Origin of the sequence: Campylobacter pinnipediorum subsp. pinnipediorum (assembly GCF_002021925.1) — a bacterium.
GTDB classification, from domain to species: domain Bacteria; phylum Campylobacterota; class Campylobacteria; order Campylobacterales; family Campylobacteraceae; genus Campylobacter_A; species Campylobacter_A pinnipediorum.
The window spans coordinates 1,552,625-1,578,823 of the sequence record NZ_CP012546.1 but is presented as its reverse complement, the minus strand read 5'-3'; the positions used below and the strand labels follow the sequence as shown (position 1 = coordinate 1,578,823).

Annotated in this window: 20 protein-coding genes; 12 read left to right on the top strand and 8 right to left on the bottom strand. The window is 33.5% G+C overall.

What is annotated here, in order from left to right; genetic code table 11:
* Nucleotides 1-491: 491 nt before the first annotated feature.
* On the bottom strand, nucleotides 492-4,058 hold the full coding sequence (nifJ, locus tag CPIN17260_RS08095; protein WP_069636814.1) for a pyruvate:ferredoxin (flavodoxin) oxidoreductase: 3,567 nt from the start codon (nucleotides 4,056-4,058) through the stop codon (nucleotides 492-494).
* Nucleotides 4,059-4,188: 130 nt separating this feature from the next.
* Nucleotides 4,189-5,487 carry an MFS transporter gene (locus CPIN17260_RS08090; RefSeq protein ID WP_078440861.1) on the bottom strand — a complete coding sequence of 433 codons (1,299 nt, stop codon included), beginning with the start codon at nucleotides 5,485-5,487 and terminating at the stop codon, nucleotides 4,189-4,191.
* A gap of 105 nt (nucleotides 5,488-5,592) precedes the next feature.
* On the opposite strand from CPIN17260_RS08090, the gene CPIN17260_RS08085 reads away from it, so the two are divergent.
* Nucleotides 5,593-6,210, top strand: a complete 618-nt coding sequence (locus CPIN17260_RS08085; RefSeq protein ID WP_078440860.1) for a non-canonical purine NTP pyrophosphatase — start codon at nucleotides 5,593-5,595, stop codon at nucleotides 6,208-6,210.
* Between the two features lie 94 nt (nucleotides 6,211-6,304).
* Nucleotides 6,305-7,528 (top strand): saccharopine dehydrogenase family protein, encoded by a 1,224-nt coding sequence (locus CPIN17260_RS08080; RefSeq protein WP_078440859.1) that lies wholly within the window; start codon nucleotides 6,305-6,307, stop codon nucleotides 7,526-7,528.
* A 61-nt stretch (nucleotides 7,529-7,589) separates the two neighbouring features.
* On the opposite strand, the gene CPIN17260_RS08075 is transcribed toward CPIN17260_RS08080, so the two are convergent.
* From CPIN17260_RS08075 to CPIN17260_RS08045, 6 genes are all read right to left on the bottom strand, one after another.
* On the bottom strand, nucleotides 7,590-9,128 hold the full coding sequence (locus CPIN17260_RS08075) for a flagellin B (protein WP_078440858.1): 1,539 nt from the start codon (nucleotides 9,126-9,128) through the stop codon (nucleotides 7,590-7,592).
* 267 nt (nucleotides 9,129-9,395) lie between these two features.
* Nucleotides 9,396-9,950, bottom strand: coding sequence for a formate dehydrogenase FDH3 subunit beta (gene fdh3B, locus CPIN17260_RS08070; RefSeq protein WP_069633007.1), 555 nt, complete (start codon nucleotides 9,948-9,950; stop codon nucleotides 9,396-9,398).
* 10 nt (nucleotides 9,951-9,960) lie between these two features.
* Nucleotides 9,961-12,915, bottom strand: coding sequence for a formate dehydrogenase subunit alpha (locus tag CPIN17260_RS08065; protein ID WP_226996935.1), 2,955 nt, complete (start codon nucleotides 12,913-12,915; stop codon nucleotides 9,961-9,963).
* A 10-nt stretch (nucleotides 12,916-12,925) separates the two neighbouring features.
* Entirely contained in the window at nucleotides 12,926-13,135 is a 210-nt protein-coding gene (locus CPIN17260_RS08055) for a Tat pathway signal protein (protein ID WP_069633004.1), read from the bottom strand.
* Between the two features lie 377 nt (nucleotides 13,136-13,512).
* Nucleotides 13,513-14,880, bottom strand: coding sequence for an L-serine ammonia-lyase (locus CPIN17260_RS08050; RefSeq protein WP_069636808.1), 1,368 nt, complete (start codon nucleotides 14,878-14,880; stop codon nucleotides 13,513-13,515).
* 5 nt (nucleotides 14,881-14,885) lie between these two features.
* Nucleotides 14,886-16,109 carry an aromatic amino acid transport family protein gene (locus CPIN17260_RS08045; protein ID WP_078440856.1) on the bottom strand — a complete coding sequence of 408 codons (1,224 nt, stop codon included), beginning with the start codon at nucleotides 16,107-16,109 and terminating at the stop codon, nucleotides 14,886-14,888.
* A gap of 330 nt (nucleotides 16,110-16,439) precedes the next feature.
* On the opposite strand from CPIN17260_RS08045, the gene CPIN17260_RS08040 reads away from it, so the two are divergent.
* The 10 genes from CPIN17260_RS08040 to serB all read left to right on the top strand — a co-directional run bounded on the left by CPIN17260_RS08040 (nucleotide 16,440) and on the right by serB (nucleotide 26,194).
* Nucleotides 16,440-17,843: an alanine/glycine:cation symporter family protein gene (locus tag CPIN17260_RS08040; RefSeq protein WP_078440855.1), complete on the top strand. Its 1,404-nt coding sequence runs from the start codon at nucleotides 16,440-16,442 to the stop codon at nucleotides 17,841-17,843.
* A gap of 8 nt (nucleotides 17,844-17,851) precedes the next feature.
* Nucleotides 17,852-18,622 carry a 5'/3'-nucleotidase SurE gene (gene surE, locus CPIN17260_RS08035; RefSeq protein ID WP_078440854.1) on the top strand — a complete coding sequence of 257 codons (771 nt, stop codon included), beginning with the start codon at nucleotides 17,852-17,854 and terminating at the stop codon, nucleotides 18,620-18,622.
* A 190-nt stretch (nucleotides 18,623-18,812) separates the two neighbouring features.
* The gene (locus CPIN17260_RS08030; protein WP_069632999.1) at nucleotides 18,813-19,490 is read left to right on the top strand and encodes a tRNA threonylcarbamoyladenosine dehydratase; all 678 of its coding nucleotides are present in this window, start codon (nucleotides 18,813-18,815) and stop codon (nucleotides 19,488-19,490) included.
* 6 nt (nucleotides 19,491-19,496) lie between these two features.
* Nucleotides 19,497-20,540 carry a lipid-A-disaccharide synthase gene (gene lpxB, locus CPIN17260_RS08025; RefSeq protein ID WP_078440853.1) on the top strand — a complete coding sequence of 348 codons (1,044 nt, stop codon included), beginning with the start codon at nucleotides 19,497-19,499 and terminating at the stop codon, nucleotides 20,538-20,540.
* On the top strand, nucleotides 20,533-21,015 hold the full coding sequence (gene greA, locus CPIN17260_RS08020; protein WP_078440852.1) for a transcription elongation factor GreA: 483 nt from the start codon (nucleotides 20,533-20,535) through the stop codon (nucleotides 21,013-21,015). The genes lpxB and greA overlap by 8 nt, the downstream gene beginning before the upstream one ends.
* Before the next feature lie 20 nt (nucleotides 21,016-21,035).
* Nucleotides 21,036-21,773 (top strand): UDP-2,3-diacylglucosamine diphosphatase, encoded by a 738-nt coding sequence (locus CPIN17260_RS08015; protein WP_078440851.1) that lies wholly within the window; start codon nucleotides 21,036-21,038, stop codon nucleotides 21,771-21,773.
* Complete coding sequence (locus CPIN17260_RS08010) at nucleotides 21,773-22,732, top strand: chemotaxis protein (protein ID WP_069632995.1); 960 nt, start codon at nucleotides 21,773-21,775, stop codon at nucleotides 22,730-22,732. Before CPIN17260_RS08015 ends, CPIN17260_RS08010 begins: the two co-directional genes overlap by 1 nt.
* 9 nt (nucleotides 22,733-22,741) lie before the next feature.
* Entirely contained in the window at nucleotides 22,742-25,051 is a 2,310-nt protein-coding gene (locus CPIN17260_RS08005) for a hybrid sensor histidine kinase/response regulator (protein ID WP_069632994.1), read from the top strand.
* Nucleotides 25,052-25,061: 10 nt separating this feature from the next.
* Nucleotides 25,062-25,562 (top strand): chemotaxis protein CheW, encoded by a 501-nt coding sequence (locus CPIN17260_RS08000; RefSeq protein ID WP_069632993.1) that lies wholly within the window; start codon nucleotides 25,062-25,064, stop codon nucleotides 25,560-25,562.
* An 8-nt stretch (nucleotides 25,563-25,570) separates the two neighbouring features.
* Nucleotides 25,571-26,194, top strand: a complete 624-nt coding sequence (gene serB / locus CPIN17260_RS07995) for a phosphoserine phosphatase SerB (protein WP_078440850.1) — start codon at nucleotides 25,571-25,573, stop codon at nucleotides 26,192-26,194.
* Nucleotides 26,195-26,199: the final 5 nt, after the last annotated feature.

Below are 26,199 nucleotides of genomic sequence, written 5' to 3'. Positions count from 1 at the left end.
ATTTATTATATTTATATTTTTTTGTAAAAAACTAATTTTTATATCAAACAATTTTTTAATGTATCCCATAATGCAAAATAAGCTTAAAATAAATCGTTTATTTCTTCTAAGCTTAACAATCATTTATGAAATAGCCATATAAATCACAGGTGTTGTATTTTTAAGAGCTTTATGATTTACTTCTATGATTTTTTTATTAGATTTTAACTTATATTTATTGTTAAATTTTTGAAAGATTTTTAGTGCGTTGAAGCTCTTGTAAATCCTTAAAATTTATACCACTTAATTTGTTGTATTAGTTTATCAAAATTTGATATTTATTTTTTAATAATTTTTTTACTCAGTTTGATAAATTTTATAGGTTTTATATTGATTCTTTATTGTAAGATTTTAAACATAGATGTATAAAAATAAAATTTATTGATTTTACAAGGGAAAATATTTTTTATAATAATAGTTGGTTGCACATTTAAGTGCAACCAAATGAAAGTTTATTCAGCTATTTCGTCGCTAAAATCAGCTGTAGCCAAACGTTTTAATTGGCGATATCTTCTTTGAGCATCTGCTTTGTTGTGATCAAACAACTCTTGTGCGTGTTCAGCATTTGCTTTTTTAAGAGCGTTATATCTTACTTCGTTTAGCAAGAATGACTCATAAAGACTCCAATCAGGCTCTTTTGAAGTTATTTTGATTGGGTTTTTGCCAGCTCTTAGTAGGTCTGGATCATACATATAAGTTGGCCAGTAACCACATTTTGTTGCTAGTTCAGCTTGGTTGCCTGATTGTGATAGACCACCTTTGATACCGTGAGCTATACAAGGAGAGTAAGCTATCACAAGGCTAGGGCCATTATATGCTTCAGCTGCTAACATTGCTTTTATAACATTTACCTGTGAAGCATTTGAGTTTACTTGAGCAACAAATATATTGCCATAGCTCATTGCTATATAACCAAGGTCTTTTTTCTGAACAGGTTTTCCGCTAGCTGTAAATTGTGCTATTGAGCCAGTTCTTGATGATTTTGAGCTTTGGCCACCAGTGTTAGAATAAACCTCTGTATCTAGAACCAGTACATTTATATTTTCACCACTAGCTAAAACATGGTCAAGACCACCAAAGCCTATATCATAAGCCCAGCCATCGCCACCTATTATCCATTGAGATTTTGAGTTGAAGTATTTTTTAAGACATAGTAGTTCATTAACACCTTCAACATCTTTGTTTTGGTTTAGTATTTCTATAAGCTTATCTGCTATTTGCATACTTGCAACAGAGTCATTTCTGCGCTCCAACCAGTCATTGTATAATGCTGCAAGAGAATTTGGAACTTGATCTTTTGTTCTAAGCATTATATCTTCTATACGATGACGCATAGTTTCAGCAGCTATTTTCATACCCATACCAAACTCAGCATTGTCTTCAAATAGTGAGTTAGCCCAAGCTACACCACGACCTTTTGAGTTTTTAGTATAAGGAGTTGAAGGTGCAGAGCCACCATAGATTGAACTACAACCAGTTGCATTTGCGATTATCATGTGATCGCCAAACAATCTTGTTAAAAGTGTTATATAAGGAGTTTCACCACATCCAGGGCAAGCACCGTGGAATTCAAATAAAGGTTGAGCAAAGCCTACATTTTTAACATTATCTTTACCAGTTATATCATCTTTGTATGTAACTTCTTTAAATAGATAATCAGCATTTACTTGTTCGTTTTTATCCATCTCTTCTTCAAGTGGAACCATTACAAGTGATTTTTCTTTGCTCGGGCAGTTTTGTGCGCAAAGCTCACAACCTGTACAGTCAAGAGGGCTAACTTGGATTTTGTATTTTAATCCTTTGACCTCTTTACCTTTTGCCTCTAGAACGTGATCTTTAACTGTTTGAGGAGCTTTTTCTAACTCTTCATCGTTTATAAGGAATGGGCGAATAACAGCGTGTGGGCAAACAAACGCACATTGGTTACATTGGATACAATTTTCTTCTATCCATTTTGGAACTGTTACACCAACACCACGTTTTTCATAAGCTGTTGTTCCTGCCTCAAAGTGTCCATCTTCAAATCCTATAAAGGCTGAAACAGGTAATTGGTCGCCTTTTGCTGCATTGATAGGTTTTACAACTTTTTCAATAAATTCACTACCAACATAGTTGTTTGTTTCTACTTTTTTCTCATCTTCTAAATTTGCCCAGCTAGGGTCAACTTCAACTTTTACAAGCTCATCAGCACCTCTGTCTATAGCTTGATAGTTCATTTCAACTATAGCTTCGCCTTTTTTATTATATGTTTTGTAAGCATACTCTTTCATATATTTTTGAGCATCTTCAAAAGGTATAATTTTTGCAAGTTTGAAGAATGCAGATTGCATAATAGTATTTGTTCTATTTTTTAGTCCTATCTCGTGAGCTAATTTTGTTGCATTAATGATATAAAAATTAACTTTTTTCTTAGCAAGTATTCTTTTTACTTTGTTTGGAATTTTTGCGATTGTTTCTTCTGCATCCCAAATAGAGTTAAGAAGGAATGTTCCGTTCTCTCTGATACCACCTATAACATCATAGATATCAAGATACGCAGCAACAGAGCATGCAACAAAGTGAGGAGTTGAAACTAGATATGTAGATCTGATAGGATTTTTTCCAAATCTCAAGTGGCTTCTTGTGTAACCACCAGATTTTTTACTATCATATGCAAAGTAAGCTTGTGCATAAAGATCTGTTTTATCTCCGATAATTTTAATTGAGTTTTTGTTAGCACCAACTGTACCATCAGCGCCAAGACCGTAGAATAGACACTCTATAGCATCTTTGTCGCTTAGTGAAATTTTTTCTCCAACTTCTAATGACTTAAATGTAACGTCATCAACGATACCTACAGTAAAGCCATTTTTAGGATTGTCTAGTTTTAGGTTGTCATAAACAGCTATCATTTGAGCAGGATCTACGTCTTTTGAGCTTAGACCATATCTTCCGCCTACTATGATAGGATTTAATTCGCTACCATAAAATGCTGTTTTTATATCAAGATATAAAGGCTCACCTAATGAACCAGGCTCTTTTGTTCTATCTAAAACAGCTATTTTTTTAACAGTTTTTGGCATAACATCAAATAGATATTTTGTACTAAATGGACGATATAGATGAACTTTTATAACACCTACTTTTTCGCCTTTTTCCATTAGATGATCTATAACTTCTTCTAGTGTTTGTGTAACAGAACCAATTGCAATTATTATTCTGTCAGCTTCAGGATGTCCGTAATAGTTAAAAGGTTTATAATCTCTTCCTGTTATTTGTGAAATTTCTTTTAAATAACCAGCTACTATATCAGGCACAGCATCATAGTATTTGTTTGATAATTCTCTTGTTTGGAAATATATGTCATCATTTTGTGCTGTTCCTCTTGTTTTAGGACTTTCAGAGTTTATAGCTTCATCTCTAAACTTAGCTATGGCATCTCTATCAACAAGTCTATCAAAATGGGCATAATCCATAAGCTCAACTTTTTGTATTTCATGGCTTGTTCTAAAACCATCAAAGAAATGTAAGAAAGGAACTCTACCTTTTATGGCTGATAAGTGAGCTACACCAGCTAGATCCATTGTTTCTTGGACAGAACCACTGGCAAGCATTGCAAATCCAGTTTGACGACAGGCATATATATCTTGGTGATCTCCAAAGATAGAAAGCGCTTGTGCTGCTATACTTCTAGCACTAACATGTATTACAGCAGGCAGTAATTGACCAGCCATCTTATACATGTTTGGTATTTTAAGTAAAAGACCTTGTGATGCTGTGTATGTTGTAGTTAAAGCACCTGCTTGCAAAGAACCATGTACAACACCAGCCGCACCTGCTTCACTTTGCATTTCTATAATCTTAACAGGCATCCCAAAGATATTTTTCTTTCCTTGACTAGCCCATACATCTGTATAATCAGCCATAGGCGAACTAGGTGTTATTGGATAAATACCAGCAACTTCTGTAAAGGCATAAGCAGAATAAGCAGCTGCTTCATTACCATCCATTGTTTTCATTGGTTTCGTTGGTTTACTCATGTTCGTATCCTTTTCTTTAAGGTATTTGTTTTTTCAAACTTTTCAGAACTTAAATTATATTATAATTTTTTTAACTATTACTTATTTTTTGAAAAATTAAGTATAAAATCATATTATAAAATATATATTTTTAATTTAATAATTTTTTTATATTTTCTTCAGTTAATATAGTGCTATCATATTTTATAAATTTATTATTTTCATCTGCAAATATATCAAACACACCTTTTAGTCCTATTATTTTTTTCAAATCAGCATCTTTTTCTAATTCTATTATTTTAAAAACTCTTGGATCTTTCATGCTTAATAGTGCTATAAACCACAATAAACATATAATAACACAAAGTATAGCTAGTTCGAACATGCCGTATTCGTGAAGTATATATCCGCCAAGTATACCGCCTATAGAGCTTCCAAGATAGCCGAATGCATTAAATACGCCTAAGGCACTTCCTCTTTGTTGTGTTTTTACAAATTTTGTTGCACAAGATTGCATTATAGGTTCATGCAAGTTAAATCCTATAAAAAATATCACAACACCAGCTATAAATACAAATGGTGTTTTTGCGATACTAAACACACTATAACAGCTTATAAATAACACAACTCCGATTAGCAAAATGTATTTTGACATTCCTTTTTTGTCACCTATAAACCCACCAATGCCCATCGCAATAAATCCAAATAACGTACTAGTGGCATAAACTGTTGATAGATCAGATTTAGGATATCCAAGATTTTTAACTAGTATAATCGGTATGGTTAAAAACGCTATGCTTGTTAGCATTTTTTGTATAAGGCTTGTGAGATTTATTATCATAAGGTCTTTTTGTGAAAATAATTGTAATAAAGAAAAATTTTCTTTATTTTTGTGATTTAGTATCTTTTTCTCTTTTGGAACAGCCGTAAATAAAAGTATTATACATAATACGCTAAGTAGTCCGCTTATATAAAATAAAGAGCCTATGCCGTATTTTTCACTTAAAATAGGACTTAATGACATAGATGCAGAAAAGGCAATACCTATAAAAATACCCATTATAGCCATTGCTTTTGAGCGATTTTCTTCTGTAGTACAATCACTAATCATAGCTGTTACAACAGCCCCTATGGCTCCTACACCTTGAAGTAGTCTACCTGCTATCATCGTATATATATCTGTTGCATTTGCTGCTATGAAAGAGCCTACTATAAATATAAGCAAACCTATCGTAAGTGTCTTTTTTCTTCCTATTTTGTCGGATAAAATACCAAATGGTATTTGAAAAATCATCTGTGTTATCGCATAGCCACCTATTAAAAAACCAACTAATTTTTCGTTTGCACCATCTAATTTTAGCGCATATAAACTAAGCACTGGCAAAACTATAAAGATGCCAAAAAATCTATTTCCAACAATAAAACTAAGCGGTAAAACACTTTTAAGCATATTTCTTCCCTTTTTTGTATAAATGTCAATTTTAGCACACTTTTTAAATTTAAACAACATTTTGATAAAATGAAGAGATTTTAAAAATACAAAAAAGGTCTAAAATTGAAAATTGTTTTAGCTACTTCAAATAAAGATAAAGTAAAAGAGATCAAGGAATTTCTAAAAGATTATGAAATTTATGCTTTGAGTGAGATAATGCAACCATTTGAAATAGTAGAAAATGGTTCTACATTTAAAGAAAATGCACTAATAAAATCAAATGCTGTATACGACAGGCTAAAAGAGCTTGGGCTTGATGATGAGTTTGTAGCTCTTAGTGATGATAGTGGAATTTGTATTGATGTGCTTGGCGGAAGACCTGGGATTTATTCTGCTCGTTTTAGTGGCGAAAATGCAACAGATAAGAGCAATAGAGCAAAGCTCATACAAGAGTTAAATGCACTAAATATGACAACTTCGCAAGCACACTATGTAGCTTGTATAGCGATTTCTTCTAAATTTGGAGAGTTTTGCACTCACGGATTTATGTATGGAGATGTGATAAATGAAGAGCGTGGAGATAATGGCTTTGGTTATGACTTTATGTTTATACCAAATGGTTTTGATAAGACTGTTGGCGAGCTTGATTATCAAACAAAACTAGAAATTTCTCATCGCTCAAGGGGCTTAGAGTTGGCAAAAATAGTGCTAAAAACTTTACAAAAAAAGTTTGCTAGATAAATTTAGCTTTTGAATTAACCCGGCTTATTAGTCTGAATTTTTAAAATAAGCCTAAATATAATATAATCACAAAAATTTTAAAAAAGGATTATTAATGTCAAATATATTGATAATAGGCGCAGGTGGTGTAAGTCAAGTAGCTACCGTTAAATGCGCTATGAATAGTGATGTTTTTACAAGTATAATACTAGCAAGTAGGACAAAAAGTAAATGTGATGCAATAGCTGATTTTATAAAACAAAAAGTCGGAGTCGATATAAAAACCGCACAAATTGATGCTGATGACACCGATGCGGTTGTGGAGCTTATAAAAAAGACAGGCGCTGACTTGCTTTTAAATGTGGCTTTACCTTATCAAGACCTTACTTTGATGGATGCTTGCGTAAAGGCTGGAATTCCTTACATAGATACAGCAAACTATGAACACCCTGATACTGCGAAGTTTGAGTATAAGCTTCAATGGGAAAAAGATGAAAACTTTAAAAATGCAAACACAATGGCATTGCTTGGAAGTGGGTTTGACCCGGGTGTTACAAATGTTTTTTGTGCTTATGCTCAGCAAAATTTATTTGATGAGATACATGAGATAGATATCTTAGACTGCAACGCCGGAGATCACGGATATCCTTTTGCTACAAATTTTAATCCCGAGATAAACCTTAGAGAGGTATCAGCAAACGGAAGATACTGGGAAAATGGTGAGTGGATAGAGACAAAGCCTATGGAGATTTCTTTTGCTTGGGATTATCCAAAGGTTGGTGTAAAGGATAGTTATTTGCTTTATCACGAAGAGCTTGAAAGCTTGATAAAAAACATAAAAGGGCTTAAAAGAATAAGATTTTTTATGACTTTTGGACAAAGCTATCTAACGCATATGCAATGCTTACAAAATGTGGGAATGTTACGTATTGATGAGGTAGAGCATAATGGTGTTAAGATAGTGCCTATTCAGTTTTTAAAGACACTTTTACCAGATCCTGCTAGTCTTGGGCCTAGAACAAAGGGTAAAACAAATATAGGTTGTGTGATAAGGGGTATACATCAAGGAAAAGAGAGACAAGTTTATATATATAATGTATGCGATCACGAAGAGTGCTATAAAGAAACCGGCGCCCAAGCTGTTAGTTACACTACCGGTGTGCCTGCTATGATAGGGTCTATGATGGTAGCAAAGGGTGTATGGAGCGGTAAAGGTGTGTTTAATATGGAGACATTTGATGCTAAGCCGTTTATGGATGAGCTAAACAAACAAGGCTTACCGTGGGAGATAATAGAGATGAAACCGGGTGAGAGATACGAAATGATAAGAAAAATTTAATTTTTGCTTTTTATGATATAAATTTTACAGCCAAAATTTTTGGCTGTAAAGAGTGATTAAACTACTGAAGTAATTTTAATACGTTTTGTTGAACACTATTAGCTTGACTCATAGCATAAGAGCCTGATTGAGCTAGTATGTTGTATTTTGAGAAATTTGCTGATTCTGCTGCAAAGTCTACATCTCTTATTTGTGATTCTGCTGATTTAACATTTACTTGTGTTACTGTTATGTTATTTACAGTAGCTACTAGTTGGTTTTGAACAGAACCGAGGTCAGATCTGATAAAGTCTAGTGTTCTTTGAGCTGACTCTGCTATATCCATAACAGCCATAGCACCGCGTAGTGTCATAACACCTGCTGATTGAGGGGACTCCATTTCCGATTTTGACATACGTTGAAACCCCATAGCTGCTGCTACCTTAGCATCTATCTGTCCTTTTATCTCTCTTAGAGATACTGACGCTTGAGAACCACCATCGGTCCCACTAAATGCTGTAGAGAAAGATCCATTCTCATTACCTTTATCTCCACCACTTATTTTTATATCTCTACCATCAAGACGAACAAGGTTAAGGCGACCTACAAACATATTATCACTTAATTTAACCTCGTCTGATACACCTAAACGCGCACCGATTTTCTTGTCATTTGCTTCTGCTCCTCCGCCAGAAATTTTTATAGCACGACCATCACGACTTGTAAGTACAAGCTTACCTTGAGGATCTATAGATGCCTCTACACCTGTTTGATCTTTTACAGAGTTTATGGCATTTACAAGGGTTCCGTTTGAGTCATTATCCTTAACTTCAAGGTCACCTATCTTAACACCGTTTATATTTAACGAGACTATAGATCCAGCAGTAATAGCTTTACTAGCTATAATGGTTACATCAAATGTAGCCCTTACACCACTTTGATCTGCTACTTTGTTGATGTTTTCAGCTAAAGCACCAATACCTTTGCCAAGACCATAAGATAGTTCTGTAGCTGCAACTTTTACATTGTTTATACCATCAACGTTTATAAATGTAAGTGATACTGCACCTTTTGCTTCCGTTATAAGCTTACTACTTTCAAATCTAGTAAGTCCTATCTTATCAGATGTAGTAGCACCTATGCTAGATTTTACTGTTTGGTTTGAGTATGCACCTATTTGAAACTCTTTATTTGAGAATGTTCCATTTAGTAGTTGTTGACCGTTAAATGATGTAGAGTTGCCTATGTTATCTAGTTCTTCCATAAGTCTTACTATGTCAGCTTGTAGTGCTTGTCTTGATCTTGTTGTTTGACCATCTTGAGCTGCTTGAGTAGCTTTTACTTTGATAGTATCAAGTATTTTAAGTTGCTCATCCATAGCTTTATCAGCTACTTGTATGATACCTATAGCATCATTACCATTTGCTATAGCTTGACCTAAAGCACTAGCTTGTGATCTTAAGCTATCTGCAATAGCTAGACCAGAAGCATCATCTGCTGCTGTTTGAATTCTCAAACCTGATGAAAGTCTACCTAGAGAGTTAGATAAGTTTCTGTTGTTACCAACTGCATTTGCATGTGAGTTCATAGCATTAATGTTTGTATTAATTCTAAAGCTCATTATAAATCCTTTTAATGTTTAATTAATAACCTATCCTTATGGTTATTTGATAATTAAATCGGTTTAAAATTTAGAACCTTTAGGGGGGGGGAGCAAGAAAATGTGAAAAAAATGCAAATTTTTTAGGAAATTTAGGAATTTTTTAAAATTCATATGAGAAATTGTTAAAGATAAAATTAAGTTTGTGGAATTTTGTGTGAGCTTGAATAAAGCAAAAAATATCAATCAAAAAAATAACAAGAAGGACAAAAGTCCTTCAGTGATATTTTAAAAGCCTGTTCCTCTTAGAGTTACACGCTTTCTGTATACATTTGATACCTCTGTAGCATCACCGACTAAAAGAGCATTTGTTGCACAAACAGCAGCACACATAGGAACTTTACCCTCTGCAATACGATTTTGTCCGTATAGCTCTCTTTCTTCGTGTGAGTTTGTAGGAGCCGGGCCGCCAGCACACATAGTGCATTTATCCATTTCCCCCTTAACACCAAAAGCCCCATCTCTAGGGAATTGAGGTGCTCCAAATGGACAAGCATATAAACAATAGCCACAGCCTATACATTTATCTTTATCGTGCAAGACTATTCCATCTTCACGAATATAAAAACAATTTACAGGGCAAACCTGCTCGCAAGGTGCGTCTGTGCAGTGTTGACAAGCTATGGTTGTTGAAACCTCTTTGCCAACTATGCCATCGTTTAATGTTATTACCTTACGGCGATTTATCCCAACCGGAGTTTCATGAGCTGAAGAGCAAGCCACTTGACAAGCAAAACAACTAATACATCTGTTGTTATCAACATAAAATTTCATTCTTGCCATATCTTACTCCTTACTTCGCTATCTCATCTAAGAAATTTGTTTTAAAGCCCATAGGCTCAGCTTTTTCTAACCTACAAAGACCAGCATTAAACTCAGAAATTTGTGTTACAGGGTCAAAGCCGTAGTTTGTTATAGTGTTTGAGCTTTCACCTATTGTATAAGGCTTGGTGCCTTCTGGGTATCTTGCTGATAAATCAACACCTTGCATGATACCAGCAAAGTTATATGGAAGACAAATTCTATCAGGTGTAACGCTGTGGTTATGATAGCATTTTACCTTTATCTTTGTGCCTGTTGGAGAGTGTATCCACATCATATCTCCATCAAGTATTCCGTATTCTAATGCAAGTTCAGGATTTACATATGCAAACATTTCAGGAGTTATCGCTGATAGATATTTACTTGTTCTTTCTATCATACCAGCACCACTTAGGTTTACAAGTCTCATAGAGCTCATTATTGTAGGGAATTCCTTACTCCAATCCTCTTTTGTTTGTTCACTTTTAAACTTAGTTTCAACACGGAAGTTTCTATCTTGGTCGTCAAATGTTGGATATTTTTCAACCAAATCAGGGCGTGGCGAGTGTATAGGCTCTCTGTGTTTTGGAATCTGATCTGTAAATTCCCAAACTATTGCACGAGCTTTTGCATTTCCATAAGGAGCTATTCCAGCTTCGCGACATTTTTTGAGAATGATACCACTATAATCAGTCATCCAGTCTTCGCCCATTTTTGCTTTTTCTTCTTCTGTGAGTTTTATACCAAGAACTTTTTCTATATTTGCTTTTGTGATTTGTGGATATCCACCTTTTACCTTAGCGCCTTTTATGCTTATAGCCTCACTTGCTATCAAGCTTTTGCCATCATGTTCTAAACCAAAGCGATTTCTAAAACCAGAACCACCTTGAGCATAAGGCACATCAGGGCGATAAAGTATAGGTGTTCCGCTGTGTTTTTCATCCCAGCAAGGCCAAGGAAGTGCGTAGTATTCGCCTTTTACATCTCCGGCTATACCAAGTTGTGTGTCAGGATCAAAATTTTGCCAGTTAGCTTGGTGTCTTCTTAGTCTCTCAGCTCTCCAGCCTGTAAGTCCTATGCTTTTACCCATTCTAGCCATCTCATTTGTTGCATCATCAGGCCATACAAATGTATCTTTTACTACTTTTAATTCGCCATCAACAACTTCCATTTTTAAAGATTTTGTGAATTCATCATAAAATCCCCATTTTTTTGCAAATTCAAACATTACTTCATGATCTGGCTTGCTTTCGTATAGTGGTTCAACGACCTTACTTCTCCACTGTCCAGCTCTATTTGTAGCAACAACTGTGCCTTCGTTTTCAAATTGGGTTGCAACAGGTAGTATGTAAACCCCATCTTTTCTATCGCTTAAAATAGCAACTTCGTTTACAAATGGCTCAGCAATAACCAATAAATCAAGTTTATCTACTGCTTGTTGTATTTTATGAAGGTGTGACATTGAAGCGATACCTGTTCCTTGAACCCAAAGAACTTTTAGCTCTCCACTTGAAAATGTTTTTTCTTCTTTTAAGACACCTTGCCACCATTTAGCCAAAGACCAGCCTTTTTCATTTCTCCATGTTCTATCTTCTGGATTTTTAGGATCGTGATAAAAATACTCTTGGAATTTTGTTCCTTTTACGGTATCTCCATCGGCTTTTTTCTCTTTTGTTGAAACAGCAAAACGTTTAACAAACTCATCAAAGTCAACACCCCAGCCCTTGCAGAAATACCTCCATGCTTTATCGCCAAGACCATAATAAGTAGGTAGTGTGTCAGCTAGGTTGCCCATATCTGTTGCACCTTGAACATTATCGTGTCCTCTTATGATATTACATCCACCACCAGGCTTACCCATATTTCCAAGAACTGTTTGCAATATAGATAAAATTCTAGTATTTGAGCTACCAACAGAGTGTTGTGTGATACCAAGTGACCAAGCAACTGTTGCTGGTTTTGTGGTAGCAAATAGCCTTGTTATTTGTATGATTTGATCAGCCGGAACTCCTGTAACATTGCTTGTTTCTTCAGGCGTCCATTTTTTAGCTTCTTCTTTTATTTTGTCTATTCCGTAAGCTCTATCTTTGATGTATTCTTTATCTTCCCAGCCGTTTTTAAATATCAAATGTAACATTCCATATACAAAAGCTATATCTGTGCCGGGCCTTATTCTTACGTAGTGATCGGCTCTTGCTGCTGATTTTGTAAAAATTGGATCAACTACTATTAGTTTACAGTTATTTCTATCTTTTGCTTGTAGCATATGCTTAAATCCTATTGGATTTGCAACTGCTGAGTTTGCACCTATTAAAAGTATTGCTTTTGAATTTGCTGTAACATCGCCAAAGTGATTTGTCATAGCGCCATAACCCCAAGTATTTGCGGCACCCGCAACTGAAGCACTATGTCAAATTCTAGCAACGTGGTCTATGTTGTTTGTTCCCCAAAATGCTGCGAATTTTCTAAAATACCAAGATTGTTCGTTGCTAAACTTAGCAGACCCAAGAAATTCAACACAATCAGGACCATGCTCTTTTCTTATTTCAAGCATTTTGTCGCCGATTTCATTAACTGCTGTTTCCCAGCTTATTCTTTGCCACTTGCCATCAACTTTTTTCATTGGGTATTTTATTCTTTGTTTGCTCTTTGTTAGATCTATTTGATCTATCCCCTTACAGCAGTGGCTACCTTGTGAAATAGGATGATGAATGGCCATATCTTGGCGAACCCAAACCCCGTCTTTAACCTCAGCTTCTATACCACAGCCAGCAGAGCATATAGAACATATAGTTCTTACGGTTTTAGAACCCTCGTATGGATTTGGTATAGCTTTTTCTTTACCTTTTTGAAGTGTTTCGTTTTCATTGCCAAAGCAAGCAACACTACCAGTTCCAAGTGCTGCGAGTTTGAGAAACGAACGTCTTCCAACTCTTGAATTGTCCATCAATCAACTCCTAATAAGCGATTTTGTAAAAATGCTCCCACATTTGTGTTTTGTGATAAAGCACCTCTTTTTTATTGGATTTGCCAACTACTACACCATTGCTATCAGCTGATTCAGAAATTTTTGCTGTGTTTGCTAGTGTATTTGTTGCAACAACTCCACCTGCTAGTGTTGAAACTTTAAGAGCTTTTCTTAAAAACTCTCTACGATTTACCTCCATATTGCAACCCCTATTTATAGTTTATATGTAAAAATTGCATATTTATTAAAAGCAAAAATTACAATTTTTTATAAAGCCCATTTTGGGCAACTTAACCATAAAGACTGAAAATTTATAAAAAATTATTAGTAAAATTCTAAAAAATTTACAGATATGCAAATTTAGCACACTCAATAAAAATAATAAATTAATTTAAAAAATAATATTATTTTTTCATATTTGTTTAAGTCAGGATAGCCTTTTTTAGCCATTTAGAGTAACTTTTGTGTAATTAAATAATTTTAATATAAATAAAAAATTGAATATATAAGAGATTTGTTTTTAAACTATAAAATAAAAAACAATAATTTTTTGCTCCCTAAAAAAGAGAGCAAAAATTAACAATTTACCATTTTAGCTAGACCGCCTAGTGAAGTTTCTTTGTATTTTGAGTTCATATCTTTACCTGTTTTATACATAGTGATAATAACTTCATCCAAACTAACTCTAGCTGTAGCGTCGCCATCCAAAACCATCTTGGCGGCACTTATAGCTTTTATAGCACCCAAGACATTTCGTTCTATACAAGGTATCTGAACCAAGCCGCCAACAGGGTCACATGTAAGACCTAGATGATGCTCCATTGCTATCTCAGCAGCATTAAAGACTTGTTCGGTGTTGGCGCCACTAACTATAGCCATAGCGGCCGCCGCCATAGAACTAGCAACACCTATCTCAGCTTGACATCCAGCCTCAGCACCGCTTATACTTGCATTTTTCTTATATAAGTATCCAATGGCTGCTGCTGTTAGAATAAAATTTATTATTTTTTCTTCATCCATATAAAAACGATGATTTTGAATATATAAAAGCACAGCAGGTATAACACCACAAGCACCATTTGTAGGTGCTGTAACGACTTTACCGCCACTTGCATTTTCTTCAGCTACTGCCCTTGCATACATTGAAACATAATCAATCATAGCAAGTGGGTCAAGGTCTTCTTTTTGATTTTCATCAAGTCGTTTTTTGATGGCAGGAGCTAAGCGTTTTAGTTTTATACTCCCTGGCAAAATGCCTTCTTTGTTTGTTATACCGTTATTATAGCATTCCATCATAGCATCATAAATTTCAAGACAATATGCTTTTATCTCTTTTTTGCTCATATGCTCACTCTCTCTAAGTATTACAATCTCAGGTATGGAGTGTTTGTGAATATTACAAAGTTCTGATAGTCTTTGAGCGCTTTCAAACTCAAAACTATTAATCTCTTGTTTTATAAAGCCACTATTTTCACCGCCTATCTCATTAGGTGTTGCTACAAAACCACCTCCGGTAGAATAGTAAGTTTGAGTGATAATTGCATTATTATCCTTATCAAAAGCACTTGCTATTAGTCCATTTTCATGCAAAGGAAGCATAGAATCGTCAAAAACTATATCTCTATCATATACAAATTCTATTTCATTTTTACCAGATAAATTTAATCTATTATTGCTAATAGCATTATGGATAATCTCGCGCTTTTTATCTGGTGTTACATCTTTTGGAGCAACACCACAAAGTCCTATAATGCACCCTATATCAGTCAAGTGTCCCTTGCCTGTTAGGCTAAGGGAGCCGTGTAATACAACTTGCACTCTATGAACATCACTTACTTTATCTCCAAGAAGTTCGCAAAATCTATTCATAGCTACTATAGGACCTATTGTATGAGAACTACTAGGCCCTACGCCTATTTTAAAAATAGATAAAATGCTATCCATAATTTTTATACCATTTTACCATAAACAACACTTAAGATGGTTAGAGTACCCATTAAAAATACAAAACCATCAAATAGTGGATTTTTAAACTTAGCCATTGCAGGAATTTTATATATCGCAATAATTGGCATTATGAATAATATAGCTGCAATAATTGGCCCACCCAAGTCCTCTATAAAACCTAATATACTTGGATTTATATAGCCTACAACAACGGTGCTTATGTATAAAAATATAGTTGCACCAATTTTTACAGCACGGCTATTTGGTTTGCCATCTTTACCTTTTGTTTTATGTAGTATTCCGCAAAGTCCCTCATAAGCACCATAGTAGTGTCCAAAGAAAGATGAAGCAATAGCAAGTAGCGCTACTAAAGGACCAGCATAAGCTATAATAGGGCTATCAAATTCATTTGCAAAATATGAAAGTACAGGAATATTTGCAGCACGAGCCTTTGCAAAATCATCAGGATTTAAGCACAAAACACTTGAAAAAACAAATATCATAACAAATACCAAAAGTATAACACTAGCACCAAATTCAATTTTGCCAGCATTTTTGTCAGTAGCATTTGGATACTCTCTTTGAACACTTTGAGCAAATGTTGAAACAATTGGGCTATGGTTAAAAGAAAATACAAGTACAGGAAGAGTTAGCCAGATAACACCTAAAAAATCACCCATTGCAGGAACATTTACTATAGTGTCAAATTTCCAATGTGGTATTAAATATAAAGAAAAAGCAAGCAATATGACACAAAGAGGATAAACAAGAGCACTACATATCTTTGTAACTATCTCTTCGCTAAATACAAGCACAAACATCATAGCGCTTACTAAACCAAAAGCTAAAAGAAAACGATTAGGTTCAGCAAAACCAAGTTGGTGAACTATAAATGAATTTACTGTATTTGTTATACCAACACCATAAGCTAAACAAATAGGAAAGATAGCAAAAAAGTAAAGAAATGTAATAACAACACCCCAGCCTTGACCAAAATGTTCTGTTACGACTTGTGTTATGTCCATTTGAGGTTTAGAACCTGAGTTAACAAAACGAGCCAAGTTTTTGTGGCTTAAATATGTCATAGGAAAAACCAAAAAACACATTATAACAATAGGCCAAAAACCACCTGTTCCTGCTCTAATAGGTAAAAATAAAATACCCGCACCTACAGCAGTTCCAAAAAGTGACAACATCCAACGTGCATGAAAAGAATTTATTTTCATAAAATAACCTTTAAAAAATAATTTACTTTTAAATTGTATTTATAAATTTATAAAATAATCTTTAAAAGAATGTTATTTTACTATTTTAAGTACAAAATATTACATTATGTAACTATTTATAATATTTTTATTGTTTAATATACAAAAAATATAATATAAATTTAAAATAAATTAATATTAATGGTGTTTTGTTTTTATGCAAGGTGTGATATAATAAATATATAATTTAATTTTAATGTTAAGTTAAAATAAATAAAATTTTAATAGTTTCATTTATTTTTTAACTTTTTTGAAGTAAAATCATGCGAATTTTTAGTAGGGAGGTAAGATTTGGATTTTTTAGATAGTCTTGTTAAGAGTATAAATTCTTATCTTTGGGGACCTTATGTGCTTATAGCTTTGCTTTGCGGAACTGGCATTTATTTTACAATAAGGCTTAAATTTGTTCAATTATTTAAATTTAAAATAGCTGTTCGTAGACTTTTTGGTAGTTTTTCTTTACATGGAGATGCTGCTGGAAAAGAGGGTATGACATCTTTTCAGGCTGTTGCTACCTCTATAGCTGCACAGGTAGGAACTGGAAATTTAGTTGGTGCCTCAACAGCACTTATAATGGGTGGACCTGGTGCTATTTTTTGGATGTGGATAGCAGCTTTTTTTGGTATGGCTACAAATTTTGCTGAAATTTGTCTTGCTCAAATTTATAAAACTAAAGATGATAGTGGCCATACCATAGGTGGACCTGCTTTTTATATATCAAGAGGTCTTGGAGGAAAATTAGGTAAGTTTTTGGCAGGTTTTTTTGCTATAGCTATAATACTAGCTCTTGGTTTTATGGGAAATATGGTTCAAGCAAACTCAATTACAGATGGTTTTGAAAGTGCTTTTGGTGTTTCAAAATATTTTAGTGGAGCTGTTTTATCACTTATATGTACTATAGTTTTTATAGGCGGTGTAAAGAGAATAACTCGCGTCGCTGAAAAAGTTGTCCCTATAATGGCAATATGCTATGTAATTGTAGGAATTGCTATTATAGTTACTAATATTGCGGAAATTCCTTCTGTTTTTTCTTTGATATTTGAAAGTGCATTTAATCCTAGTGCTGCTTGGGGTGGTGCTACTGGAGCTACTATCTCATCTGCAATGCGTTATGGTATAGCAAGAGGTCTTTTTAGTAATGAAGCTGGTATGGGTTCAACCCCTCACTCTCACGCTACAGCAAAGGTAAAACATCCAGTTGAGCAAGCTGTTCTTGGTGTAATGTCTGTTTTTATAGATACATTTGTCGTTTTAAATATCACAGTTTTTGTTATACTTTCATCAGGTGTGGTTGAGTTTGTTGATGGCAAATCTGTTTATATAGGTATTACTCTTGTTCAAGAGGCTTTTTCTTCGCATTTGCTAGGACATACACTTGGATATGCTTTTATAGCTATTTGTCTTTTCTTTTTTGCATTTACTACTATTGTTGGATGGTATTATTTTGGTGAGATAAATGTTCGTTATCTGTTTGGGAAAAAGGGGATAATATTTTTTCAGATTTGTGTTGTGTTTTTTGTTTTTTACGGAAGCTTACAAAAGGTAGATTTAGTCTGGGAACTAGCTGATATGTTTAATGGACTTATGGTGTTGCCAAACCTTATAGCGGTTTTGATACTTAGCCCAATTGTTGTAAAGCTTTTAAAAGACTATGATGACAAAAAAGAATATAATAAAGATAATTATATAAAGTAAGGATATTTTTGAAGGAAATTTTAATAACAAATGATGATGGTTATGAAGCCAATGGACTGATTGAATTAAGAAATGCTTTGCTAGAACTAGGAGATGTAAGGGTGACAGTTGTTGCCCCTAGTACTGAAAAATCAGCTTGCGCTCACTCTCTTACTCTTACAAAACCTTTGAGATTTATAAAAATAGATGATGATTTTTTTAAGTTAGATGATGCAACTCCTAGCGATTGTGTTTATCTTTCTTTTCACGCGCTTTTTAATAAAAAGCCAGATTTGGTGATATCTGGTATAAATCATGGTTCAAATTTGGGGGAAGATATTACTTATTCTGGTACTTGTGGTGCTTGTATGGAAAGCATTTTGCAAGATGTTCCAAGTATTGCTTTTTCTCAATTTTATAAAAATAATTCACTAAGTGAGCTAGGCTTTGATCTAGCTAAAGATGTCGTAAAATATATCACAAGAAAAGTTCTTGATGGCGATGTTTGTTTGCCAAAAAGACAATTTTTAAATGTTAATATACCTTGTGTTAAAAAATCTGATTTTAAAGGATATAAAGTAGTTCCAATAGGAAATAGAAAATACGGCACTGATGCTATGCTTAACCGAAATCCAAGGGGCGTTGAGTATTATTGGCTTGGGAACTTAAAGCCTGATTTTACCCAAATAAATGAAGAAAATGATATAAGTGAAATCAACGCAGGATATGCAACCATAACACCAATAAAAGTTGATCTAACAGCTTATGAAAGCATTGATAGTCTTAAAAAGGTTTTTTGACTTTAAAGCCTTTTAAGGCTTTTGTTTTATTTAGTTACTGTGTTTATATAAATATTTATTTCTTGTTAAAAAAATATAAATTTCTAATAAGTTTTTTATAACTCTTAAGATGATGAAAAACATTAATTGAATAATAAAGCCAAGATTAAAAATCTTTTTATAAAATTACGCTAAAAATTTAAGGAATTTTATGGACAAAATTGATAGATTTACCCGTTCTAGATGGCTTTTTGAAGATGATTTTGATGTAATTTCAAATTCAAAAATCATAGTTTTTGGAGTTGGTGGAGTTGGTGGAATATGTGTTGATGCCTTGGCTCGTAGCGGTGTTGGTAAAATTGTTGTGGTTGATAAGGATAAATTTGATATAACAAATCAAAACCGCCAAATTTATAGCGAAGCTGTTGGCAATATAAAGGTTGATGAGTTTAAAAAAAGATATGAAAATATCCAAGCTATTTGTGATATAGTAACACCTGAATTTGTGGATAAGTTTGATTTTTCAAGCTTTGATATTGTTATAGATGCTATAGATGATGTTACTGCTAAGGTTGCTCTTGCTTTAAAAACACATAAAAAACTTATCTCCTCAATGGGCGGAGCAAAACGAATAGATGCTACGCAAGTAAAGATAGCCTCAATTTATAAAACATATAACGACCCTTTTGCTAGAAAGATAAGATATGAGCTTAAAAAGGCAAATTTTAAGGGCAATTATGATGTTGTTTTTTCAAGTGAGCTACCAAGATGTCAAAAACTAGGTAGTTTTATGGGAGTAACTGCTGTTTTTGGACTTAATTTAGCATCACTTGCTATTAGAAAGCTTTTAAATTCAAACAAAATGGGCTATAATCAAAATAAAAATTAGGTAAATATGAGTAATAAAATTTTAGTTTGTGCGCTTGAACCATCTGCAAATTTGCATTTAGAACAAGTTTTATTGAAATTGAAAGATTATGAGCTTTTTGGTATTTTTGATGAAAAATTTGGAAAGCCTTATATGAAAAGCTCTGAGTTTTCAGCTATGGGATTTATTGAAGTTTTACCACTTGTTTTTAAGGCAAAAAGAGCCATGAAAGAACTTGTAAATCTTGCAAAAGATGTTGATAGTATTCTTTTGATAGATAGCCCAGCTTTTAATTTGCCTTTTGCAAAAAGCTTAAAAGAGGCAGGAGTTAAGGCTAATATTACATATTATATACTTCCGCAAGTTTGGGCTTGGAAAGAAAAAAGGGTGGCTAAGGTTGAGCGTTATTGCGATAATCTAGCATCGATTTTACCATTTGATGATAGATATTATTCAAAAAGCCAGTATGTAGGTCATCCTTTGCTCGATGAGATAAAATTTAAAAAAACAGATATAAGTTCTAGCTCACAAATAGCTTTTTTACCCGGTTCAAGAAAGAGTGAGATAACAAGACTTATGCCGATTTTTAAAGAGTTAGCAACACATATAAATACAAAAAAAGTTATTTGTGTGCCAAAGCATCTTATGGGTAGTTTGGACGAAATTTATGGTGATTTGAGCGAGTTTGAAATCTCAAACGATACACCTAAAACTCTTTTTGAAAGTGAGTTTGCATTTATATGCTCAGGCACTGCGACTCTTGAAGCAGCTCTTATCGGGACACCTTTTGTTCTTTGCTATAAGGCTAAGGCCTTAGATGTATGGCTTGCTAGAAAGTTTTTAAAGATAAAATACGCAGGACTTGCAAATATTATTTTTGATTTTATGGGTAAAAGTGCTATTCATGATGAGCTTATTCAAGATGATGTTAGTGTTGAAAATTTATTAAAATCATACAAAGAGTGCGATAGAGATATATTTTTGTTATCTTGTAATGAACTTAGGAATTTTTTAAAACATGGAAGTAGCCAAAATGTTGCAAATATGATAAATGGAGGAAAAAATGAGTGAACCTATGACTATTTATGGGTATGAAAAAATTGAAGCTGAATTAAAAGATTTAAAGCAAGTTCAAAGACCTCAAATAGTAAAAGAGATAGATGTTGCTAGAAGTTATGGTGACTTGAAAGAAAATGCAGAGTATCATGCAGCTAAGGAAAAACAAGCTTTCATAGAGGCTAGAATTGCTGAACTTGGTGCATTGTTAACAAAAGCAGAAGTTGTAGACCCTAGTTCTTATGAACATGATAAGGTTAGGTTTGGATCAAACGTTACTATAATGGATTTGGACATAGAAGAGGAAAAGTCTTATACTATTGTTGGTGTTAGTGAGAGTGATTTGGATAAAGGACTTATTTCTATTAACTCACCTTTAGCAAAACAACTAATAGGTAAAAGCGAAGGCGATGAGGTAACGCTTAGGTTGCCAAATGGTGTTAAAGATGTTGAAATTATTGAGGTTTGCTATAAACCTATTGAATTTTAAATAATTTTTTTTGAGGATTAATGAGTAGTTTGTGTGATATAAAAGATGGGGCTATTTTTGTTTCTGATGCACATGAGAATGAAAATAGAGATAAACTTTTAGTTTTTCTAAAAGATATAAAAGATAAAAAGATACAAACTACTCAGCTTTTTTTACTTGGAGATATTTTTGATTTTGTAACCGGCTACACTGAGTATTCGATGAAATTTTATGATAAGCACATAAAACTTATAAAAGAAATTTCTAATGATATAGAGGTATTTTTTATAGAGGGAAATCATGATTTTAAAATGTCAAATTTGTTTAAGGACACAAGTGTTAAGGTTTTTGAAATATCCTCTCAGCCGGTTAAATTTAAGGCATTAAACTCAGATATCCAGATAGCTCACGGAGATAATTTTTTACCATTTGTAAGTAAATATGCCTTGCTTTTTTTGCGTGTAAAACCATTTTTGATTTTTATGAATTTTGTAGATAGAATATTTAATTTTAAAATTTCTAAGTGGATTTTGAATAAACTAAAATTTAAAAAACTTGATTATAAAATACCAAATTTTAAAGAGCTTATAAGGCCTAAATTAAGGTATTATAATGCAGATTATGTCATTGAAGGACATTATCATCAAGGTTGTGTTTTTGATATAGAAAATAAAAAATATATAAATTTACCATGTTTTGCGTGCAACCAAAGTTATTTTATAGTAGAATACGAAAATGATAAAATAAAATTCATTAAAAAAAATCTGAAAGGACATTGATGTTTGGAGACGACGTATTGAAAACGGGTTCAAACGAGATGGAGCTTGTTGATTTTCGTATCTTTAAAAAAACAGATAAAAAAGTATATGAAGGTATATACGGTGTAAATGTTGCAAAAGTTCGCGAAATCATTAAGATGCCAAATCTTACAGAGTTGCCGGGAGTTCCTGATTATATAGAGGGTATTTTTGACCTTCGTGGAGTTGTTATACCTGTTATAAATCTTGCTAGATGGATGAATATAGTTGAGCCAACGGATGAAGTTAGCATAAAACCTCGTGTTATAATAGCTGAGTTTAGTGGCATACTTATTGGTTTTATAGTTCATGAAGCAAAAAGAATTAGGCGTATAAGCTGGAAAGACATTGAGCCAGCTAGTTTTGCATCTGGAACAGGTGCTGGGACACTTGATAAGGGTAAAATAACAGGTGTTACTCGTATAGAGAATGATGAAGTTTTGCTTATACTTGATCTTGAAAGTATAGTCGAAGAGCTTGGAATTTATTCTCCTAAGCTAGATGTTGAAATAGATGAAAGTAAAAAAATACGTGGTATTGCAGTTGTCTTAGATGATAGTGCAACAGCAAGAAAACTTGTTAAAGATGCATTAGAAAAAATGGGACTTACTGTTACGGAAGCAAAAAATGGAGTTGAGGGCTTAGAAAGAATGAGCGAACTTTATGATAGGTTTGGCGATAATATATCAAAAGAAGTTCGTGTTATTTTAAGTGATATAGAGATGCCTCAAATGGATGGCTATCATTTTGCTTCACATGTAAAAAATGACGAGAGATTTAAAAATATACCTATAGTATTTAGTTCATCTTTAAGTAATGAATTTAGCGAAGTTCAAAGTAAAGAAGCTGGCGGTGCTGCTTACCTTACTAAATTTGATGCAAGTGTATTTTATCAAGAGGTGCTAAAAGTTATAGAGGCACACTCAAAAAATATTAATTAGGAGTGATTTATGGATGATATGAGAGAAATAATGGAAGACTTCTTGATAGAAGCCTTTGAACTTATAGAACAAATAGATCATGATCTTGTTGAGCTAGAGTCAAATCCTGAAGACCTTGAATTATTGAATAGAATTTTTAGGGTTGCACATACGGTCAAAGGAAGCTCTTCATTTTTAAATTTTGATATTTTAACAAAGCTTACTCATCATATGGAAGATGTTCTTAATAAAGCAAGAAAAGATGAGCTAAAAATAACACCTGATGTTATGGATGTGGTTCTTGAGTCAGTAGATATGATGAAAGGTCTTTTGCATGGAATTAGAGATCATGGAAATGATACAGATGTTGGTATAGAGATAGAAAATATTTGTAAGCGCTTAACTGCTATATCAGAAGGCGATGATAGTAAAGCCTCTGCATCTCAAGAGACAGAAAAAGAGCCTGAGCCTGTTGTTCAAGCCGAACCAGAACCAGAACCAGAGATAAGTGATGAAGAGTTATCAAAACTTAGCGATGACGAGGTTGAAGCCGAAATAGAAAGGCTTTTACAAGTTAGAAAGGCAGAAGATAAAGCTAGACGCGAGAGTAAGAAATCAGCTCAAAAAACAGAAGCTCCTAAGCCAACTCCAGTAGTAGCCTCTAAACCAAAAGAAGAGCCGGCTAAAAAAGTTCCTGTTCAATCTAATGGAGCAGTAACACAAGAGCAAACAATTAGAGTTGAAGTAAAAAGACTTGATCATTTAATGAACTTAATTGGCGAGCTTGTTCTTGGCAAAAACCGTTTGCTTAAAATTTATGATGATGTTGAAGAAAGATATGAGGGTGAGAAATTTCTTGAAGAGCTTAATCAGGTCGTTTCAAGTCTAAGTATAGTAACTACTGATATTCAGCTTGCTGTTATGAAAACAAGAATGCTTCCTATAGCAAAAGTGTTTAATAAGTTCCCAAGAATGATTAGGGACTTAAGCCGTGAACTTGGAAAACAGATAGATCTTGAAATTTCAGGTGAGGAAACAGAGCTTGATAAATCTATCGTAGAAGAGATAGGTGATCCGTTAGTTCACATCATTAGAAACTCTTGCGATCATGGTATAGAAGATCCAGAAGTAAGAAAAATTGCCGGTAAGAATGAAAAAGGTCTCGTTCAACTAAAAGCATATAATGAAGGCAATCATATAGTTATAGAGATAGTTGATGATGGAAAAGGTCTTGATGCTCATATGCTTAAAGCAAAATCAATAGAAAAAGGTATTATTACCGAAAGAGAAGCTGATACTATGAGCGATAAAGAGGCTTTTGGCCTTATATTTAAACCAGGATTTTCAACAGCCGCCAAGGTAACAAATGTAAGTGGTCGTGGCGTTGGTATGGACGTTGTTAAGACTAACATAGAAAAATTAAATGGTATTATTGATATAGATAGTGAAGTTGGCAAAGGTACTGTCATGAAGTTAAAAATACCTTTAACTTTGGCTATTATTCAGTCTTTACTGGTTGGAACTCAAGAGGAGTTTTATGCTATACCATTAGCTAGTGTTTTAGAAACAGTTCGTGTGCCTATAGATGATATATATACAATAGATGGTAAAAATGTTCTTAGGCTTCGTGATGAGGTTTTATCTCTAGTTAGGCTTTCTGATGTGTTTGGTGTAAATAAAGTATTTGATGGCGGAGAGCAAACCTATGTTGTTATTATAGGTGTTGCAGAAGCAAAGCTTGGTATTATAGTTGATACTCTTGTCGGACAAGAAGAAATTGTTATAAAATCAATGGGTGATTATTTACAAAATATACATGGTATAGCAGGTGCTACTATACGTGGTGATGGTAGAGTTACTTTAATTATTGATGTTGCTGCTATGATGGAAATGGCAAAAGATATTAAAGTAAATATTAGAGCCGAATTGGATGCCGAATCTAAAAATATAAAAGAAAAACCAAGTGATTATAAGGTTCTTATAGTTGATGATTCAAAAATGGACAGAACTATAATGCAAAAATCACTTGAACCAACAGGCGTGACTGTTATAGAAGCTACAAATGGTGTTGAAGCTCTTAGCTTAATAAAATCAGGAGAGCATGCATTTGATGCTATATTGATAGATATAGAAATGCCTAGAATGGATGGATATACATTGGCTGGTGAGATAAGAAAGTATTCAAAATATAGAAATTTACCATTAATAGCCGTTACATCTAGAACATCTAAAACAGATAGATTACGAGGTGTTGAGGTAGGAATGACAGAGTATATAACCAAACCTTACTCTGCTGAATATCTTGAAAATGTTGTTAGAAAAAATATCAAGTTACCATAGGGAGTAAGATATGAGCAGTAATAAATTAAATGAAGTCTTACAAAAGCAAAAAAAACAGATACAAGGTCCTGAAGATACTAGAAGCGAAGATATTATTCAATTAGTCGGCTTTGTGGTTGGCGATGAAGAATATGCTATACCAATTTTAAACATTCAAGAGATAATAAAACCAATAGAGTATACTCGTGTTCCAAGTGTTCCCGAGTATGTTTTGGGTGTATTTAATTTAAGAGGTAATGTTATACCTCTTATAGATCTAAGAAAGAGATTTGCTTTAAATGCAGGAAAACAAAGTAGCAGCACTAGATATATTGTTATGAAAGATGACGATAATATTGCTGGATTTGTTATAGATAGATTGACAGAGGCTATTCGTATAAATAGAAATAGAATTGATCCGCCGCCTGAGACTTTAGTAAAAGATAAAGGAATGATATACGGTATAGGCAAAAGAGATCAAAATATACTTACTATTTTAAAGGTTGAAAGCCTTTTAAAGCGTGACTTTTAAGGTTTACTTTGATAAAACTCTGTATTTTTGACTTTGATTCAACACTAATGGATGGCGAGACTATTGATATTCTCGCCGAATCATATGGTGTTGGAGATGAGGTGAAAAATATAACAAAAAAAGCTATGGCTGGCGAGCTTGACTTTTTTGAAAGCTTAACCTCTAGAGTCTCTTTGCTAGAGGGGATGTCTTATTTTCTTGCAAAAGATATATGTGAGAATTTACCTGTTATGAATGGTGCTAAAGAGCTTATTGAAAATTTAAAAGCTAAAGGCATTAAGGTTATTGTATTTAGCGGAGGGTTTGATTTAGGCACCAATGCTATGCAAAAAAAATTAAATTTTGATGCTAGTTTTGCAAATATATTGCATCAAAAAGATGGAAAACTTACGGGCAGAGTTGGCGGAGAGATGATGTTTGGCTTTTCAAAAGGCAAAATGCTTCAAAAAATTCAAAAAATAATTAATGTAGATATTTCTAATACTATGTGTGTTGGAGATGGTGCTAATGATATTTCTATGTTTGAGTATTCAAATCTCAAAATTGCTTTTTGTGCTAATGAAATTTTAAAACAAAATGCTACACACTGTGTTGATCAAAAAGATCTACGAGAAATTTTAAAACTTATTTAGGTAAA

Bases quoted from the DNA above. Each gene is read 5' to 3' on its own strand.
- CPIN17260_RS08075 (WP_078440858.1), bottom strand. From the start codon at position 9,128: ATGAGCTTTAGAATTAATACAAACATTAATGCTATGAACTCACATGCA.
- CPIN17260_RS08080 (WP_078440859.1), top strand. From the start codon at position 6,305: ATGTCAAATATATTGATAATAGGCGCAGGTGGTGTAAGTCAAGTAGCT.
- CPIN17260_RS08050 (WP_069636808.1), bottom strand. From the start codon at position 14,880: ATGGATAGCATTTTATCTATTTTTAAAATAGGCGTAGGGCCTAGTAGT.
- CPIN17260_RS08090 (WP_078440861.1), bottom strand. From the start codon at position 5,487: ATGCTTAAAAGTGTTTTACCGCTTAGTTTTATTGTTGGAAATAGATTT.
- CPIN17260_RS08015 (WP_078440851.1), top strand. From the start codon at position 21,036: ATGAGTAGTTTGTGTGATATAAAAGATGGGGCTATTTTTGTTTCTGAT.
- fdh3B (WP_069633007.1), bottom strand. From the start codon at position 9,950: ATGGCAAGAATGAAATTTTATGTTGATAACAACAGATGTATTAGTTGT.
- CPIN17260_RS08010 (WP_069632995.1), top strand. From the start codon at position 21,773: ATGTTTGGAGACGACGTATTGAAAACGGGTTCAAACGAGATGGAGCTT.
- CPIN17260_RS08005 (WP_069632994.1), top strand. From the start codon at position 22,742: ATGGATGATATGAGAGAAATAATGGAAGACTTCTTGATAGAAGCCTTT.
- CPIN17260_RS08055 (WP_069633004.1), bottom strand. From the start codon at position 13,135: ATGGAGGTAAATCGTAGAGAGTTTTTAAGAAAAGCTCTTAAAGTTTCA.
- lpxB (WP_078440853.1), top strand. From the start codon at position 19,497: ATGAGTAATAAAATTTTAGTTTGTGCGCTTGAACCATCTGCAAATTTG.
- nifJ (WP_069636814.1), bottom strand. From the start codon at position 4,058: ATGAGTAAACCAACGAAACCAATGAAAACAATGGATGGTAATGAAGCA.
- CPIN17260_RS08000 (WP_069632993.1), top strand. From the start codon at position 25,062: ATGAGCAGTAATAAATTAAATGAAGTCTTACAAAAGCAAAAAAAACAG.
- CPIN17260_RS08045 (WP_078440856.1), bottom strand. From the start codon at position 16,109: ATGAAAATAAATTCTTTTCATGCACGTTGGATGTTGTCACTTTTTGGA.
- greA (WP_078440852.1), top strand. From the start codon at position 20,533: ATGAGTGAACCTATGACTATTTATGGGTATGAAAAAATTGAAGCTGAA.
- CPIN17260_RS08030 (WP_069632999.1), top strand. From the start codon at position 18,813: ATGGACAAAATTGATAGATTTACCCGTTCTAGATGGCTTTTTGAAGAT.